Origin of the sequence: Qingshengfaniella alkalisoli (assembly GCF_007855645.1) — a bacterium.
GTDB lineage: Bacteria > Pseudomonadota > Alphaproteobacteria > Rhodobacterales > Rhodobacteraceae > Qingshengfaniella > Qingshengfaniella alkalisoli.
The window spans coordinates 240,652-257,013 of record NZ_CP042265.1; the positions used below are offsets into that span (position 1 = coordinate 240,652).

General features: G+C 58.9%; 15 protein-coding genes. 9 read left to right on the forward strand and 6 right to left on the reverse strand.

Features of this window, described 5'->3' with window-relative positions; all coding sequences use genetic code 11:
- Window positions 1–20: 20 nt before the first annotated feature.
- Complete coding sequence (locus FPZ52_RS17615; RefSeq protein ID WP_146366909.1) at window positions 21–767, reverse strand: FadR/GntR family transcriptional regulator; 747 nt, start codon at window positions 765–767, stop codon at window positions 21–23.
- Window positions 768–918: 151 nt separating this feature from the next.
- On the opposite strand from FPZ52_RS17615, the gene FPZ52_RS17620 reads away from it, so the two are divergent.
- Window positions 919–1,713 (forward strand): NAD-dependent epimerase/dehydratase family protein, encoded by a 795-nt coding sequence (locus tag FPZ52_RS17620; protein WP_146366910.1) that lies wholly within the window; start codon window positions 919–921, stop codon window positions 1,711–1,713.
- 25 nt (window positions 1,714–1,738) lie between these two features.
- On the opposite strand, the gene FPZ52_RS17625 is transcribed toward FPZ52_RS17620, so the two are convergent.
- Genes FPZ52_RS17625 through deoC form a run of 3 tightly spaced genes read right to left on the reverse strand, consistent with a single transcriptional unit; the run spans window position 1,739 to window position 5,597 of the window.
- Window positions 1,739–2,188 carry an RbsD/FucU family protein gene (locus tag FPZ52_RS17625; protein WP_146366911.1) on the reverse strand — a complete coding sequence of 150 codons (450 nt, stop codon included), beginning with the start codon at window positions 2,186–2,188 and terminating at the stop codon, window positions 1,739–1,741.
- A gap of 13 nt (window positions 2,189–2,201) precedes the next feature.
- Entirely contained in the window at window positions 2,202–4,577 is a 2,376-nt protein-coding gene (locus FPZ52_RS17630) for an aldehyde dehydrogenase family protein (RefSeq protein ID WP_168201412.1), read from the reverse strand.
- Between the two features lie 3 nt (window positions 4,578–4,580).
- Window positions 4,581–5,597 (reverse strand): deoxyribose-phosphate aldolase, encoded by a 1,017-nt coding sequence (gene deoC, locus FPZ52_RS17635; protein ID WP_146366912.1) that lies wholly within the window; start codon window positions 5,595–5,597, stop codon window positions 4,581–4,583.
- A 120-nt stretch (window positions 5,598–5,717) separates the two neighbouring features.
- Between deoC and FPZ52_RS17640 the strand changes: the two genes are divergently transcribed.
- The 5 genes from FPZ52_RS17640 (at window position 5,718) to FPZ52_RS17660 (ending at window position 11,420) form a co-directional block, all read left to right on the forward strand.
- Window positions 5,718–6,431 carry a DeoR/GlpR family DNA-binding transcription regulator gene (locus FPZ52_RS17640; RefSeq protein ID WP_146366913.1) on the forward strand — a complete coding sequence of 238 codons (714 nt, stop codon included), beginning with the start codon at window positions 5,718–5,720 and terminating at the stop codon, window positions 6,429–6,431.
- A gap of 102 nt (window positions 6,432–6,533) precedes the next feature.
- Entirely contained in the window at window positions 6,534–7,445 is a 912-nt protein-coding gene (locus FPZ52_RS17645; protein WP_146366914.1) for a dihydrodipicolinate synthase family protein, read from the forward strand.
- Window positions 7,446–7,476: 31 nt separating this feature from the next.
- Window positions 7,477–9,006, forward strand: a complete 1,530-nt coding sequence (locus FPZ52_RS17650; protein ID WP_146366915.1) for an aldehyde dehydrogenase (NADP(+)) — start codon at window positions 7,477–7,479, stop codon at window positions 9,004–9,006.
- A gap of 132 nt (window positions 9,007–9,138) precedes the next feature.
- The gene (locus FPZ52_RS17655; protein ID WP_146367138.1) at window positions 9,139–10,311 is read left to right on the forward strand and encodes a CaiB/BaiF CoA transferase family protein; all 1,173 of its coding nucleotides are present in this window, start codon (window positions 9,139–9,141) and stop codon (window positions 10,309–10,311) included.
- 14 nt (window positions 10,312–10,325) lie between these two features.
- A complete protein-coding gene (locus FPZ52_RS17660) occupies window positions 10,326–11,420 on the forward strand; it encodes a type 2 periplasmic-binding domain-containing protein (protein ID WP_146367137.1) in 1,095 nt (364 codons plus the stop codon).
- A 3-nt stretch (window positions 11,421–11,423) separates the two neighbouring features.
- Here the strand turns inward: FPZ52_RS17660 and FPZ52_RS17665 are convergent, their stop codons facing one another.
- Both FPZ52_RS17665 and FPZ52_RS17670 read right to left on the reverse strand, forming a co-directional pair.
- Complete coding sequence (locus FPZ52_RS17665) at window positions 11,424–12,272, reverse strand: amidohydrolase family protein (RefSeq protein ID WP_146366916.1); 849 nt, start codon at window positions 12,270–12,272, stop codon at window positions 11,424–11,426.
- A 2-nt stretch (window positions 12,273–12,274) separates the two neighbouring features.
- A complete protein-coding gene (locus tag FPZ52_RS17670) occupies window positions 12,275–13,063 on the reverse strand; it encodes an IclR family transcriptional regulator (protein WP_146366917.1) in 789 nt (262 codons plus the stop codon).
- Between the two features lie 159 nt (window positions 13,064–13,222).
- Between FPZ52_RS17670 and FPZ52_RS17675 the strand changes: the two genes are divergently transcribed.
- From FPZ52_RS17675 to FPZ52_RS17685, 3 genes are read left to right on the forward strand one after another with little or no spacing between them, the layout of a single operon-like run.
- Window positions 13,223–14,539 carry an ABC transporter substrate-binding protein gene (locus FPZ52_RS17675; RefSeq protein ID WP_146366918.1) on the forward strand — a complete coding sequence of 439 codons (1,317 nt, stop codon included), beginning with the start codon at window positions 13,223–13,225 and terminating at the stop codon, window positions 14,537–14,539.
- A 56-nt stretch (window positions 14,540–14,595) separates the two neighbouring features.
- Window positions 14,596–15,492 carry a carbohydrate ABC transporter permease gene (locus tag FPZ52_RS17680; RefSeq protein WP_146366919.1) on the forward strand — a complete coding sequence of 299 codons (897 nt, stop codon included), beginning with the start codon at window positions 14,596–14,598 and terminating at the stop codon, window positions 15,490–15,492.
- A 2-nt stretch (window positions 15,493–15,494) separates the two neighbouring features.
- Entirely contained in the window at window positions 15,495–16,361 is an 867-nt protein-coding gene (locus FPZ52_RS17685; protein WP_146366920.1) for a carbohydrate ABC transporter permease, read from the forward strand.
- Window position 16,362: the final 1 nt, after the last annotated feature.

Here is a 16,362-nt window from a genome sequence, read left to right on the forward strand (position 1 = left end):
GTGCCGGATGATCGCCCGGATTATTGGTCGTGGTGTCTGAGGTCTGATTGAAAGGCGGCCCGGTAGCGGCGTTGACTGCCCCGCAGATGCAGTTCCATCGCGTCTTGTGCGGCCTTTGTGTCCGAGTTGCTGATCGCTTCTGCGATCTGCCGGTGTTCTTCCCCGATCCGTACAAGATAGTCGCCGGGCATCTGCTCGAAACTCGACTTCAGGGTCGCGCGCGGGATGGCTGTTTGTCCCATGACGTCCAGAAACTCAACGAAGCGAGGATTGTTGCTGGCCTGTGCAATCACGCGATGAAAGGTGAGGTCTGCCTCGGTCGTGGGCTCACCGGTATGCGCCAAAGCGACGAATTGTTCATGTGCGTCAAGAATGGCTTCTTCCTGTGCGGGGGACCGTCGCGTCGCCGCGAGGCCGGCAGCCCCGATTTCCACCGCCGCGCGCAGTTCAAGCATCTCGATGATCGCGGACAGCTTGTCGATTTCGACGATCTGAAAGGGCTTCGGTTCAGCTTTGGGCGGTTCCAGAACGAAGACGCCGGCACCTTGGCGCGGCTCGACCAGCCCGTCAGCACGCAGCGCGGCGATGGCTTCCCGGATCACGGTGCGCGACACATCATGAAGCACCGTCAACTGTGCCTCGGGCGGTAGTTTGTCGCCGGGCTGGTAATCTCCTGCCCCAATTTGAGTGCGAAGCGCGTCTGCAACACCTACGACCAAATTACGGCGAGATTTTTTGCCGGTGCTCGTTCCTTTGGTTTGTGTCATAGCGAAACCCTGCTTGAAGCGGTCGCACGCATGTCTTCAGTAATCTCCATCATCGATGACATATCAGATATGTTGACAATGGCAATCCATATTGATCATATAACTTTCGTCAACACTTGGCGCAGTCGAAAAATCCAGGCAGGGGAAAGAGATGAAGCGACTTCTTATAACGGGCGCAGCAGGCGGGTTGGGAAGCGTCATGCGGACCAAACTGGCTCATCTGGCGGATACAGTGCGCTTGTCTGATGTCGCGGATATGGGAACCTCCGCCAGCAATGAAGAGCTGGTCGAATGCGACCTGTCGGACGAACAAGCGGTCAATGAATTGGTCGAAGGCTGTGACGGAATCGTCCATTTCGGAGGGGTGTCGATTGAGCGTCCGTTCCGCCAAATCATGGCCGGAAACATTCATGGTGTTTACAATTTGTATGAAGCGGCCCGCGCTCATGGAATGCCGCGGATCGTTTTTGCTTCTTCAAACCATACGATCGGTTTTCACACTCAGGATACACACCTGCAGGCGGACTGTGTGACAAAGCCGGACTCGCTTTATGGTGTGTCGAAATGCTTCGGTGAATCCATGGCGTCGATGTATCATTCCAAGTTCGGGCAAGAGACGGCCATTGTGCGTATTGGTTCGAGCTTCGAGAAACCGACCAACCACCGCATGATGGCGACATGGTTCAGCTACGATGATTTTACCCGATTGATCGAGCGCGTGTTCAGTGTTCGGAAGTTGGGTTGCCCGATCATCTGGGGTGTATCGGCCAATGACGAGCATTGGTGGGACAACTCGCAGGCGTCTTTCCTTGGCTGGGTGCCCAAGGACAACTCCGAGATTTTCCGTGAGGAGATCGAGGCCAGAAACGAGCGCCCTGACGCAGATAGTTCACAGTCTCGTTGGCAGGGCGGCCATTTTTGCGACGAGCCGATCTACAAGGACTAAGTGTTCTGCGCCACCAGAGGCAGTGTCATAGCGGTGCAATGACGCCTTTGGTCAGCAGGAAACATCCATAGAAGCGGCGCTCGCCTGTTGCGATGACACAGTAGGCTTTCTTCGCCTCTTCGTAGAACGCGAAGCGTTCGATGTCATAAAGCGAACCGTCTTCTCCCTCTGACTCGCGCAAGACGGCTTGCACCTCGCGCTGAACTTCGGGCATCTCGTTGGGCGAACCCATGACTTGCATCCGGCCGACAGATGGCTGGATGGGGCTGTCCAGCGGCAGGACCGATAGTACCGTTTCCATGGCTTCTGCGCTGGTCAGGTTATCCAGCCGCAGCAGCTTTCCGTAAGATGTGTGCCGCGAGACGCCATCAGCCGGAAAGTTGGTATCCACGAGCGCCACCGTCTCGCCATGCCCCATCAGATGAAGTGCGTGCAGCACATCTGCATTCAGGCGCGGGTCGATATTCTTGAGCATCTAGTATCCTTCGTCATTCGCCGTAGGGAATCCAGACATTCTTGTATTCGGTGGCCCGGCGCAAGAACAATTGTCCCTCCGCTGCGGTTGGATCCGTCCAGTCTATGGCGCGGCCGTAATCCACGAAGGTCCGCTTTAGATTGCCCGCAGATTTTTCTTCGACCAGCTTGGACAACTCCGCCGACCCGAACGCCCAAACCGCATCTACATCGTTATGTGCAGCTAGCGTGCCTGCCAGCGACTGGGCGTCGCCTGTGACGATGTTCACGACGCCCGCAGGCACATCCGAGGTTTCCAGCACCTGATAGAAGTCCGTGGCCGACAGTGGATGCGGGGTGCTTGGAATGACAACCACGCGGTTACCCATTGCAATCAGCGGTGCGACAGCTGAAATCAACCCTAGAAGCGGCGCTTCGGGCGGACACACGATACCGACAATCCCGAGCGGGTCGGGGATCGCCAGTGCGACACCGCGCAGAGGGGGCTGGTGGATTGGTCCTTCGAATTTGTCGGCCCATGCCCCATAGGTGAACAGCCGGTCAATGCTTAGCTCGACTTCGGTTTTCGCTGCGGCTGCCGTGGAGCCCGTCATGTCTTTCAGACGGGCCGCGAATTCATCACTTCGTGCCGACAGGTTCTCGGCAATATAGTAGATGATCTGCGCGCGGCTGTGGCCCGGCCTGCTGGGCCAAGATGCGGCTTTGCGGGCGGCCTCCACCGCGTTGCGAATGTCCTTGCGGTTGCCTTCACCGACCTCCGCCAGAACGTTACCTTTGGGTGAATAGATCGGGCGGGAGTAGTTTCCGTCAGGGCGAGCCTGCTTGCCGCCGATAAACAGCTTCGCAGTGCGGTCAACGGCGGCTGGGGCGAAACCCGAAGCGGATGGTTTGGTAGGCGTTGTCGTTGCGCGGGGTTTGTTCTTGGCCCACGCCTTTGGCCTAAGGTAGTCGTAGCAACCTTCGCGCCCGCCCTCGCGACCAAATCCGCTTTCCCGTTTGCCTCCGAAGCCGACAGCGGCGTCCAGCATGTTGGTGCCATTCACCCAGACAACGCCCGCCTCCAGCTTTGCCGCGACTTCCAGCGACAGGTTGATGGATTCACTCCAAACACTTGCGGACAGGCCGTAGCGGCTGTGATTGGCCAGTTGCACTGCCTCATCTGGCGTGCGGAAGGTCATGGAGACTACAACCGGACCGAAGATTTCCTCCGTAGCAACTGTCGCGGTCGGTTGCACATCCGAAAGAAGGGTCGGAGGAAAGAAACAGCCGCCCTTGGGAAGTTCAATCTGTGGCTGATGCAGTTTGGCGCCTTCCTCGACTCCCTGTGCGACCATCCTTTCGATGCGTTCAAGCTGAACGGGCGCGACGATCGCGGCCATGTCGATAGATTTGTCCAAGGGCTGGCCAACGCGTAGATAGTCCATGCGGGCGCGCAAGCGTTTCAGGAAGGTCTCTGCCACGCCTTCCTGCACCAGGATTCGCGACCCCGCACAGCAGACCTGCCCCTGATTGAACCAGATCGCATCGACCACGCCTTCGACGGCAGCATCGAGATCGGCATCCTCGAACACGATGAATGGAGATTTGCCCCCCAGTTCCAGCGTCAGCGATTTGCCGGAGCCAGCCGTGACTTTGCGGATGTGGCGCCCGACCTCGGTGGAGCCGGTGAAGGCCACCTTGTCGATCCCGTCATGTTCGACCAGCGCCGCGCCGGTCTTGCCGTCACCTGTCACAATGTTAAGCACGCCATCCGGCAGGCCTGCAACCTGGGACAACTCCGCAAACAGCAGTGCAGTGAGAGGGGTGAATTCGGCGGGTTTCAGAACGACAGTGTTGCCCATCGCCAGCGCCGGTGCGATCTTCCACGCCAGCATGAGCAGCGGGAAGTTCCAGGGGATGACCTGGCCGACCACGCCAACAGGCTGGTGGTCAGAAAACTCGCTGCCCATCAATTGAGCCCATCCAGCATGGTGATAGAAATGCCGCGCGGCCAGTGGCACGTCGATATCGCGGGTCTCGCGCACCGGTTTGCCGTTGTCGAGCGACTCGACCACGGCCAATAGCCTTGCATTGCGCTGGATGGTGCGGGCGAGGGCGTATAGATGCCGGGCGCGTTGATGCCCGGTCAGTGCGGCCCATGATTTCTGGGCTTTGCGCGCTTCCTTGACCGCCTTGTCGACGTCGCTGCCGTCGCCTTGTGCGATTGATGCCAGAACGGCCCCGGTGGCAGGCTCGGACGTCTCGAAAGTTTCGCCCTTGGGCTTGGTGAAACTGCCGCCGATAAAGTGTCCGAATGTGCCGCCATGCCGATTCAGCCAATCGCGTGCAGGGGCATCATCTTCCGGGGCTGGGCCGTAATCCATGCTGTCGAAATACTCTGCTACGTTCATGGCTTATCCGATCGGGTGACGGGTATGGGCGCTATAGGCGCCGGTGATGTGGTGTTCGAGCTGGCGCTCAATATCGGCCAGCAGGCTGGACGCACCAATGCGGAACAGGTCGGGTTCCAGCCATGGGCGGCCCAGTTCTTCCTTCATCAATGTTTGGTAAAGCATTACATCCTTGGCGGTGGATATTCCGCCTGCGGGTTTGTAGCCGATGCGAATGCCCGTGAGTTCGTTGTAGCGCCGGATCGCGCGCAACATGATCAGCGTAACAACCGGTGTTGCGTTGACGCCTTCCTTGCCGGTAGAGGTTTTGATGAAATCCGCGCCTGCCATCATGCAGACCATGCTGGCTTTTGCGACATTGCGCAGCGTTTTAAGATCCCCCGTAGCGAGGATAGCCTTGACGTGGGCGTCTCCACAGGCCGCACGGTAGTCGCGCATCTCGTCATATAGCGCCTGCCAGTTTCCGGTCAGCACATGTTCGCGCGTGATGACAATGTCGATCTCGTCTGCGCCGTCCTTAACCGAGGCCTCGATTTCACGCAGCTTTGTGTCATGCGGGGACAGGCCAGCGGGGAAGCCGGTAGATACCGCTGCAACAGGGATACCTGTGCCCTTCAATGCCTGCGCCGCTGTCGCGACAAAGCGATGATAGACGCAAATGGCCCCGGTGGTGATATGGCGATCTGTCATGCCTAGCGCGTCCAGCAGATCGGCCCGCAGCGGATGTGCAGCCTTGGCGCACAGGCGCTTGACCCGTCCTGCCGTGTCGTCGCCGTTCAGGGTAGTCAAATCGATGCAGGTGATTGCTTTAAGAAGCCACGCGGCCTGCGCATCCTTTTTCACACTGCGTCGACCGGGCAGGGACGCGACGCGACGCTCGGCGGCGGAAAGGTTCACGCGGATCCCTTCAATCTCGGAGATGTCGAGCGGGATTCCCGGATTGCGTCGATGCGTCAGATCCCCCCCATGCTGTCGGGTCAGCGCGGTGTGGTCGCGATTATCCTGATGAGACGTGTCCATAGCGGTGCTGCCTTCCGTCAATGGGTCACCGCAATTCTAGCGGCATTTTTCGTTGAGAGCTAATCATCTCTCGTGTTATTATACAAACATAAATGTAATAATTATAACATCGGGGCGCACATGACGCGCGGACAGGTGGATCGGCTGGATCGCCTCCAGCAGCTACTTGGACAACAAAAAAGCCTTCGCTTGCGAGAAGCAGCCGAGTTGCTTGGGGTGTCCGAAATGACAATACGCCGCGATCTGGCGGATCACGCGGACAGGTTCACCTACCTGGGCGGGCATATCCTGGAGGCGGAAGTTGAACGGCTTCCATACGGCTTGGCCGAGGCCGCGCGTAAGAACGAAGTGGCCAAGCGTGCTGCCTGCGCCCAATGTATGCCGCTGCTGCGGGGTGGCGAGACAATCTTCGTCGATTGCGGCACGACACTTGTCCATCTGGTTGACGCCGTTCCGCCCGGACTGAAGCTCACGGTTGTTTGTTATGCGCTGAACGTGGCGGAGCGCGTGGTCCGCAATACGTCGCTTTCCCTGATCCTCCTGGGCGGGAAATATCAAAGCGCGTCGGCCTCTTTTGCTGCGCTGCCCGGGGAATCCAGTTTCCAGCATCTGGCAATCAATGCCTGTTTTCTTTCGGCTGCGGGGTTAGACGACGCCCTTGGCGCGAGCTGTGTTGGATTTCACGAGGCTGCATGGAAGATCGCGGCCATGAAGAAATCCAGTCGGAACTATCTCGTTATTGACCGTTCCAAACTGGGTCAGGTGCATCCCGCCGTGTTTGCGCAGCGAGACGATTTCACAACGGTTATCACAGAGACCGGCACTTATCGGTAAAAACCTGCAAAGGCTGTATTTCGACTTGTAAAAATTTGTGTGCTCTGAAACTCTACGCGCGATAAGGGCTGGAATGGCCCGTTACGCGTTCAGGAGTGGGACATGGCATTTTCCAAAGACGAGATGCGGCAAAAGCTGACAGGCATCTCGGGTATTCTGGTGACACCCTATGACGAGGCGGACGAGATTGCCCCCGATGCCTTGGCCCCAATAATCGAACATGTCGTTGACACTGGTGTGCATATCCCCGTCGTGAACGGCAACACCGGTGAATTCTACGCCCTGACCACCGATGAAGCCGTCACGATGGTCCATGCCGTATGCCGTATGGTGGATGGTCGTGCGCCAGTGCTTGCGGGAATTGGGCGAGGTATCCGCGACGCAACGCGTTTGGCAGAGGAATCCGCGAGGGCAGGGGCGTCCGCGCTGATGATCCATCAGCCGCCTGATCCTTTCGTTGCACCCCGCGGAATAGTCGATTATGTCCGACAAATATCGGAAGCCTCCAGCGGCCTGCCCATCGTGCTTTATCTTCGCAATGACGCGATCGGGCTGGACGGCATCAAGGCGCTGTGTGCAATCGACGGTGTGATCGGGGTCAAATGGGCATCACCAAATCCGACCAAGCTGGCAGCCGCTATCGAAGCCTGCGATCCGTCGATCGTGTGGGTCGGTGGGCTGGCAGAGGTCTGGGCGCCGATCTTTTATTCCGTGGGCGCACGCGGCTTCACGTCCGGCCTAATCAACGTCTGGCCGGAACGCTCGCTCGATATCCATGCTGCGCTGGAGGCCAGCGACTATGCCAAGGCGCGTTCGCTGATCGCGGACATGGCAGCATTCGAGGAAATTCGCGCAGAAGAATTGAACGGCACGAATGTCACGGGTGTAAAAGCCGCGCTGCAGGCATTAGGTCGAGACTGCGGGCCGACGCGTCCGCCATCGGCCTGGCCGCTGACCGATACGCAACAGGCGAAACTAGACACATTCCTGAAGGCCAGCGGTCTGCTGGCCTGATCTTCTCACAGACTAGCAAAGAGACGCAGATATGGACGGGACCACACCGAACTTCACGCCGCATGGCAAACATCTGATCGCGGGCGAATGGGTCGCTGGCGAGACGACGTTCTCGTCGGAACCGGCGCATGGTCAGGCGTTTGACTATGCCGTTGGCACCCCCGCGCTTGTGGATCAGGCCGCCAAGGCCGCCGAGGATGCCTTCTGGAGCTATGGCTACAGCAGCCGCGAGGAACGCGCGAGATTTCTGGAAACCATCGCGGACGAGATCGAGGCACGCGGCGCCCAGATCACCGAGATCGGCACATCCGAAACCGGGCTGCCCGAGGGTCGTCTGGAAGGCGAGCGCGGGCGCACGACTGGCCAGCTGCGCCTGTTCGCATCGCATATCCGCGACGGTGCCTATCTGGATCGCCGTCATGACGAAGCGCTGCCCGAACGCCAGCCGCTGCCTCGCCCCGACCTGCGCATGATCCAGCGCCCGATCGGTCCGGTTGCGGTCTTTGGCGCGTCGAACTTCCCGCTGGCATTTTCCACGGCTGGCGGCGACACGGCGGCCGCGCTCGCGGCTGGGTGCCCCGTCGTGGTCAAAGGTCACTCCGCCCATCCGGGCACAGGTGAGATCGTGGCCGAAGCGATCAAGGCTGCCGTCGAAAAATGCGATATGCCGAAAGGCGTGTTTTCCTTGATCCAGGGTGGACGTCGCGATGTCGGCCAGGCACTGGTGCAGCACCCCTTGATCAAGGCAGTCGGCTTCACCGGTTCGCTCGGAGGCGGCCGCGCGCTGTTCGATCTGTGTGCACAACGTGAGGAACCCATTCCGTTCTTCGGCGAGCTCGGTTCCGTCAACCCGATGTTCGTTCTGCCCGAAGCACTGTCCGCGCGCGGTGCAGACATCGGCAAGGGCTGGGCAGGGTCGTTGACCATGGGCGCAGGCCAGTTCTGCACCAATCCCGGTATTGCGGTGATCCCCGAGGGTGCCGTAGGTGATGCCCTGATCGAAGCGACGGTTGCTGGGCTGAAAGAAGCTTCTGCGCAAACCATGCTGACCGATGGCATCGCGCAGGCCTATCGCGACGGGAAGAACCGTTTCGACAGCCGCAACTCGGTCCAGCCGCTTCTGACCACCGACAGCGAAGGCCGCGAAGCCAATCCGAACCTCTACGAAGTGTCCTCCGAGGCATTTCTTGGTGACCACACCTTGGGTGAAGAGGTCTTCGGTCCCCTCGGTCTGGTCGTGCGGGTGAAATCTACGGATGAGATGCTGACCCTGGCGAAAGGTCTCGACGGGCAGCTGACGACGACGCTGCATCTTGATGACGGCGACGCCGAACTTGCCCGCAAACTGCTTCCGATCCTTGAGCGCAAGGCCGGCCGCGTGCTTGCCAACGGCTTCCCGACCGGGGTCGAGGTTGCGGACACGATGGTCCATGGCGGTCCGTACCCCGCCTCGACCAACTTCGGCGCAACTTCGGTTGGCACCTTGTCGATCCGCCGCTTCCTGCGCCCGGTCTGCTACCAGAACATCCCTGAAGGCGTTCTACCCGAAGATCTGGGCTGATCTAAGGTTTCAATGGCTTTGAGAGCGGCGCGGTTTACCCGCGCCGTTTTTTTGTGCGCTTGACATTGACGGCACCGCCAAGGATGTATTCATATACAGGGAAGTCATTTATATAAGAAGTCTCCTATGAGTATGTCACGACCATCAGATGCCCAGCCGGATGCGCCACTGTCCGGGCTGACGGTCATCGATCTGAGCCAGTTCTTGTCTGGTCCCTACTGCTCGCTGCGTCTGTCGGATCTCGGCGCGCGTGTCATCAAGGTAGAACGGCCGAATGTGGGTGATCTGTCGAGGCATCTCTACTTGAGCGACACCGAAATCGGCGGTGATTCAACGATCTTCCATGCAATCAATCGCGGGAAGGAAAGCATCGCACTGGATCTGAAGAACACCGGTGATCTGTCAAAGTTGACGCAACTTCTGCGCCAGGCGGATGTAATGATCCAGAATTTCCGTCCGGGCGTGGCGACGCGTTTGGGGCTGGACTACAACAGAGTGCAGGCTATCAATCCGGCGCTGGTCTACGGATCGATTAGTGGTTACGGGACGCAGGGACCTTGGGTGAAGCGTCCCGGGCAGGATTTGCTGGCGCAGGCGCGGTCCGGTGCGATGTGGTTGAACGGGGATGCGTCTCAGGGGCCGGTGCCGTTTGGCCTGGCGATCGGTGACATGATGGCGGGTGTAGCGCTGTCCCAAGGTATCCTCGCGGCGTTGGTGCAGCGCGGGATTAGCGGGAAGGGTAGACTGGTTGAGACCAGCTTGCTTGAAGCCCTGATCGACTTGCAGTTCGAGGTGCTGACGACACATCTGAATGACGGAAAGCGCGCGCCCAAACGGTCGAGTTTCAACAATGCGCATGCCTACCTTGCCGCACCCTACGGCGTGTATCGCGCGGCGGACGGGTATCTCGCGTTGGCGATGACGGACTTGCCGCGACTGCTGGAACTTCTTGATGTAGCAGGGATGGAGGATGTCGTTGCCGATCCCGCAAATGGATTCAGGAAACGGGATGACATCAAACGGGCAATTGCTGCCCGTTTGGAGACCGGCTCGATAGCACATTGGCTGGCAATACTGGAGGCAGAGGACATCTGGTGTTCCGAGGTGCTCGATTGGCAAACGCTGCTGGACGGCGATGGGTTCAAGGCGCTCGACATGCTGCAACGGGTGACGCGCGACGATGGTGTGTCAATCGAAACCACGCGCACGCCCATCCTGTTTGATGGCATCCGTCCCATGGGCAGCAAGGCTGCGCCCTTGGTCGGCGAGCACAGCGACCAGATCAGGCAGGAATTCGGGTTGTGATCACGCTCAAAGGCATGACGTGGAGCCATCCACGCGGTTTCGATCCCATGGTGGCCTGTTCCCGCGAATGGCAGCAACAGACTGGCGTTGGCGTCGATTGGGACAAGCGGTCCCTTCAAGATTTCGAAAGCTATCCGGTTGAGGATCTCGCCCGCGAGTATGACCTGATTGTCATCGACCATCCGCATGTCGGGCAGATCACCGCCGAGGGCTGTCTGACTCCACTGCCCGATGCCCCGGAATTGGCGGAAGGAAGCGTAGGCCGGTCATATCCAAGCTATCACTGGAATGGCCGCCAGTGGGCGTATCCGATAGATGCCGCCGCGCAAGTTCAAGCCTATCGTCCGGATGCGCTCTCGGAGCCGCCGCGCATCTGGAGCGACGTTCTGGATTTGGCGCGCGATGGCAGGGTTATCCTTCCGCTACGACCGCCCCATTCCCTGATGTGCTTCTTTACCTTGGCGGCCAACATGGGCGTGCCGTGTCGGAACGAGGGGCATGGCGATCTGATCGACGCCCTGCATGGCGAGCAGGTGTTCGAGACGTTGGCCGAGATTGCCGCTCTGGTGTCGGATGCATGTGCAGGTATGGACCCGATAGATGCGCTGGAATCTATCTCCGACAGCCAAGGGCCGATCTGCGCGCCACTGATCTATGGCTATGTGAACTATTCAATCAACGGGTTTCGCAACAACCTGGTGCGTTTCTCGGATATTCCGGTGGCGGGTTCCGACGGCTCTGTGGGGTCGGCTTTGGGCGGGACCGGGATCGCGGTATCGGGCTTTAGCCAGCACAAAGGAGAGGCAACAGATTTCGCGCGTTGGATTGCCGGTGCCCAGGCACAATCAGGCTTGTATGTCGATGCAGGGGGGCAGGCTGGTCACGATGGGGCGTGGTTTTCAAATCGGGTGAATGCCACGGTGAACGGCTTCTACCGAGATACACGCACGACGCTTGACGCTGCTTGGCTGCGACCGCGGCATAACGGCTATATGGGTTTTCAATCCCGCGCCTCAGACCTGCTGACCGAGGCGCTCGCGCGTCGCTCCGAAGGCAAGCGCGTTGTTGCGCAGATCAACGCGCTTTATCGCGCAAGCCTTCCAGTCTGATACCTAGAGCTTCCAGATCCGGCTGGCGTTGCCCGAGAACAGTTTCGCGCGTTCTTCATGTGTAGCACCCGCCAGCAATGCCTGCGATGCAGCCACCCAAGTCGACAGGCCACCGCCCAATGTGCACACTGGCCAGTCGCCGCCCCAGACCAGCCGGTCGAATCCGAAGCTGTCCACGACATGCTGCACATAGGGTGCGAGATCGTTCAGGACCCATTGCTCCGTACGGGTATAGGCGATGATTCCCGAAACCTTGGCGGTAACATTGTCACGTCTGGCAAAATCCGCCATGTCATTACGCCAGGGCAGAAATTGCTCGCCCGCGATATCGGGCACCCCGCAGTGATCAAGGACGAAGCTCACATCCGGCGCTGCATCGACCAACGCCATGCCCAGCTTCAACTGATCTGCCCGCAAACACAGGTCGAAGGTCAAGCCGGTCCCGGACAGCCGCCTGATGTTGTTTATGAACTTGGTCGATTTGGATACTTCGTCGGGTATAACATGAAGAACCCGTCGGAACCCCTTGATAAGTATATCATCTTTTGCGCGTTCGACTTGTGCGGCGAAGCCATCGCCTTCAGGACGACAGGCGGAGATGATGCCGCAGATCAGACTCTGCTCCTGCTGAGACAGTTCAGCAACCCAGGTGTTTTCGTTGCCGATGTCATTTTCCGCGACATCAACTTCCATGTGTAATGCCTTGATAATGCCGACACGTCGCGCTTCTGCGCCATAACTCTCCAGGGACCAATCGGCATTCAGGCTGCCGGCATTGGCGAGCCACGGATAGGTCAGGCGGGATCGGTTAACCAAGTGAAGATGGGTGTCTATGATGCCGGTTTCGGTCATGTTCAGTCTTTCTCCGATCGTTGAGCGGGGTCACCTGCCATGTCGGACAGCTTCTGCGCCGTATGTGTAAGCAGGTCGATACATTTGGACATATCAGGCGCATCTGAATGGTTCACAAGCGCGATGTAGGGAATCGTAAGAGCGGCGATCGCCAGCCCGTCGGACCCGAGAATGGGCGCAGATAAATTGAACACGCCCGCCGTCTGCGCACTCGGCATGCTCTCGAACCCTTGATCCTTGATCCGCTCCAGGCGGCGTTCGAACTCGGGGGTTATCATCTCCGGTCCGTCATCGGCCGAGCTTTCCGCCAGCATCATTTGTCGTTGTTCGGTGCTATTAAAGGCCAGTAGCACATGGCCTGATCCGGTCTCCAGAAGGCTCAGATGCGATCCGATGCGAACCGAAATACCCCAATAGCCGGGAGCCTCCTGCTGCGCGATCACGACGGCACGACCCCGGTCAAATACGACGAGTTGGTTTGCCTGGCACGTATCATTCGCCAGTTCGCGCATCAGCGGTGTCGCGTAGGACGCCAGCCTGCGCGGGGGGGCGTGAAGCTGCGCGAGGCCGAACAGCTTCAGGGTCAGGGCAAAGCGGTCGCCATCGATGCGAGTGACGTATTCGCGGCGGACCAGCCGGTCCAGCATGCGGTAGAACTCGTTCGGACTTCGACCAAGGCGTTTGCCAATCTCGGCTTGGGTCAGCCCGCTCTCCACACCAGCCAACAATTCGAGTATGTCCAACCCCTTATCCAGAGCGGGGGCCCTGTATCGGCTCTCCGTATCGCTCATTTTCCCTCCCTGCTGAATGTTCGCATTTATATGCACAAGATCTGTTCTGTTGCACATGATTTTCTTGACATGGCGTCAAATTTTGTTTGTATATAAATATATCACCCACTGGTGGGCATACAGCCCAAGCATCGAAGGTCGGTGATCAAGGGAGGGAAAATGACCGGAAGAACAATCATTTCAGGGATGGCCTGTGCTGTAGTACTGTCGGCGCAAGGCGCATATGCGCAAGATCTGCCTGGCTCGTTCGACGGCATCACGATTGATGCGAAGCTCATCGGCGGCCAGCAATATGAGACGCTCTACCAACGTATCGCCCAATGGGAGGAAGCCACAGGCGCGACCGTCAATGTTATCTCGAAGAAGAACCATTTCGAGCTGGACAAGGAAATCAAGTCGGACATCGCGACCGGTCAGCTTGGTTGGTGTGTAGGCTCCAATCACTCGTCCTTTGCGCCGCAGTACCCCGGCATCTACACCGATCTTGCCGCATTGCTGCCGCAGGAAGAAATCGATGCCTTCGTTCCCGCAAACATCAAGGCCAGTACGCTGAACGGCAAGCTGGTGATGCTGCCCCGCGCGCAATTCGATGTCTCCGCGATGTATTATCAGAAATCGCTGTTCGAAGACGCGGACAACCAGGCGAAGTTCAAGGAAGAATACGGCTACGACCTCGCCCCGCCAGTAACGTGGGAACAGGTATCCGACCAGGCCAAGTTTTTTGCCAATCCGCCTGATTTCTTCGGCACACAATACGCGGGCAAGGAAGAGGCGATCAATGGCCGCTTCTACGAGATGTTGGTCGCGGAAGGTGGTGAATACCTTGACGACGAAGGCCGCCCTGCGTTCAATTCCGAATCCGGCGTTCGTGCGCTGCAGTGGTTTGTTGATCTCTATCAGGCCAAAGCGGTCCCTGCGGGCGTTCCCAACTACCTTTGGGACGACCTTGGGCAAGGTTTTGCGTCCGGTACCGTCGCGCTGAACCTCGACTGGCCGGGCTGGGCCGCGTTCTTCAACGATCCTGAAAGCTCGAAGGTTGCCGGCGACGTCGGTGTCGTCGCACCGCCGAAGGGCAGCGCGGATGTCGCGACGGGCTGGTCGGGTCATCATGGTTTCTCGGTCACCGAAGGCTGCGAAAACCCCGAGGCGGCTGCGTCACTGGTCTGGTGGCTGACCAACGAGGACAGCCAGAAACTGGAATCCTCTGCCGGTCCGTTGCCGACGCGCAGCGCTGTTTGGGATTACGTGATCGAGCAGGCGCAGGGCGACGCTTATCGTGAAGAAGTTCTGGCAGCCTTCCAAGTTGCCGCCGATGGTGCTTTCGCCGTGCCGCAGACCGCGTCCTGGATCGAGATTTCCAACGCGGTATATCCCGAACTCCAGGCTGCGATCCTTGGTGACAAGACTGCGCAGGAAGCGCTGGATGACGCTGCCGACGAGGCAACGATGATCCTTGAGGACGCCGGCGAACTTTGAAGTCTCCCCGGGGTCGCGGCAATGCGGCCCCGTCTTATCTAGACAGGATATACGACATGAAGGCCTGGCGTCTGCCACCGCCCTTTCTGCTGCTGTTGCCCGCCGTCATTGTGCTGGCCGCAGTGGTGATCATCCCGCTGCTGCTGTCCTTCTGGTCCAGCTTGACGCCGTTCCGGCTGACGCGACCGGACTCGATCTACCAGTTCATCGGCTTTCGCAATTACGAACGCATTTTCACCGATAGTGAGTTCTGGATCGCATTCGGTCGGACCGTATTGTTGCTGACCTTTGCGCTGAACCTTGAAATGATCCTTGGGCTGGGGCTGGCCATGCTCGTGGAACGCGCCACGCGCGGGCAACGCATCCTACGCACGATCATGATGTTTCCCATGATGTTTTCGCCTGTGCTGGTGGGCTTTCAGTTCAAGTTCATGTTCAATGACAATATCGGGCTGATCAACAACGCACTTCAATCACTGGGCCTGACGGATCAGGCGATCCCGTGGCTGATCGACGGCAACCTGGCGTTCTTCGCGATCATGGTTGCTGAAATCTGGTCATCGACCGCCGTGTTCGCGATCTTCATCCTTGCCGGCCTTATGGCAATGCCCCGCGATCCGTTGGAAGCCGCCCGCGTGGACGGCTGCACGCCGTGGCAGACCTTCCGCTATGTCACCTGGCCCTTTGTGATGCCCTTCGCCTTCATCGCGATGACCATCCGGTCGCTGGACGTGGCCCGCGCCTATGACATCATCAAGATCATGACCGATGGCGGCCCCGCCAAACGGACCGAGGTCCTGTGGACCCTCATCGCGCGCACCGGCTATTCGGATGCGAAGATGGGGATGGCCAACGCCATGTCCTATGTCGCGATCCTGTTGTCGATCCTGTTCACCTTCATGTTCTTCCGCCAGCTTGCAAAAGCGCGGGCACAAATCGCGGCGGAGTGGTAATCATGGACATCAACACTGCACACCGTATCAAGAAAAGCCTGCTGAAAGCCTTAACGCTCATCGGGCTGTTTATTGCCATGGCGATTATCTGCCTACCGGGGCTGTGGATCGTGCTGAACTCGCTGCGGCCCACTGTCGAGATCATGGCTAAACCCCCCGTATGGATACCGCGTGAGCTATCCTTTGACGCCTATGTCGCGATGTTCTCCGGCGTGGGGCAGGGCGGTATTCCGGTGCTGGAATACTTCCGCAACTCGATGATCATTGCCGTGACCTCCACTGTCATCGCCTTGGTTGTCGGGATGGCGGGCGGTTACGCCTTCGCGCGTTACCGTTTTCCGTTCAAGACAGGCTGGTTCCTGGGGTTGATGCTGACACGGGCCGTTCCGGGGATTGCGCTGTCGCTGCCTCTGTTTTTCGTTTATGCGAAGCTTGGCATCATCGACACGCATTTCGGCTTGATCCTCGCCTATGTCGCGATGAACGTGCCGTTCACAATCTGGCTGATCGATGGTTTCTTCCGGCAGGTACCCAAGGACCTGGCCGAGGCGGCACAGATCGACGGCTGCACGCGTTGGCAGGCCTTTTGGCGGGTGGAATATCCGCTTGCGCGGCCGGGTATCGCAAGCGCGGGCATCTTCGCCTTCCTGACGTCATGGAATGAATTTGCGCTGGCGTCGCAACTGACACGGTCCACTGACAGCAAGACGCTTCCCGTCGGGCTGTTGGATTATACGGCTGAATTCACAATCGACTGGCGCGGCATGTGTGCCCTTGCCGTCGTGATGATCATTCCCGCGCTGGCACTGACCTACGCGGTGCAGAAACACCTTGTCTCGGGGCTGACCTCGGGCGCGATCAAGGGATAGA

Excerpts from the sequence above, each read along its gene's own strand:
- FPZ52_RS17615 (WP_146366909.1), bottom strand. The coding sequence starts at position 767 with ATGACACAAACCAAAGGAACGAGCACCGGCAAAAAATCTCGCCGTAAT.
- FPZ52_RS17620 (WP_146366910.1), top strand. The coding sequence starts at position 919 with ATGAAGCGACTTCTTATAACGGGCGCAGCAGGCGGGTTGGGAAGCGTC.
- FPZ52_RS17625 (WP_146366911.1), bottom strand. The coding sequence starts at position 2,188 with ATGCTCAAGAATATCGACCCGCGCCTGAATGCAGATGTGCTGCACGCA.
- FPZ52_RS17630 (WP_168201412.1), bottom strand. The coding sequence starts at position 4,577 with ATGAACGTAGCAGAGTATTTCGACAGCATGGATTACGGCCCAGCCCCG.
- deoC (WP_146366912.1), bottom strand. The coding sequence starts at position 5,597 with ATGGACACGTCTCATCAGGATAATCGCGACCACACCGCGCTGACCCGA.
- FPZ52_RS17640 (WP_146366913.1), top strand. The coding sequence starts at position 5,718 with ATGACGCGCGGACAGGTGGATCGGCTGGATCGCCTCCAGCAGCTACTT.
- FPZ52_RS17645 (WP_146366914.1), top strand. The coding sequence starts at position 6,534 with ATGGCATTTTCCAAAGACGAGATGCGGCAAAAGCTGACAGGCATCTCG.
- FPZ52_RS17650 (WP_146366915.1), top strand. The coding sequence starts at position 7,477 with ATGGACGGGACCACACCGAACTTCACGCCGCATGGCAAACATCTGATC.
- FPZ52_RS17655 (WP_146367138.1), top strand. The coding sequence starts at position 9,139 with ATGTCACGACCATCAGATGCCCAGCCGGATGCGCCACTGTCCGGGCTG.
- FPZ52_RS17660 (WP_146367137.1), top strand. The coding sequence starts at position 10,326 with ATGACGTGGAGCCATCCACGCGGTTTCGATCCCATGGTGGCCTGTTCC.
- FPZ52_RS17665 (WP_146366916.1), bottom strand. The coding sequence starts at position 12,272 with ATGACCGAAACCGGCATCATAGACACCCATCTTCACTTGGTTAACCGA.
- FPZ52_RS17670 (WP_146366917.1), bottom strand. The coding sequence starts at position 13,063 with ATGAGCGATACGGAGAGCCGATACAGGGCCCCCGCTCTGGATAAGGGG.
- FPZ52_RS17675 (WP_146366918.1), top strand. The coding sequence starts at position 13,223 with ATGACCGGAAGAACAATCATTTCAGGGATGGCCTGTGCTGTAGTACTG.
- FPZ52_RS17680 (WP_146366919.1), top strand. The coding sequence starts at position 14,596 with ATGAAGGCCTGGCGTCTGCCACCGCCCTTTCTGCTGCTGTTGCCCGCC.
- FPZ52_RS17685 (WP_146366920.1), top strand. The coding sequence starts at position 15,495 with ATGGACATCAACACTGCACACCGTATCAAGAAAAGCCTGCTGAAAGCC.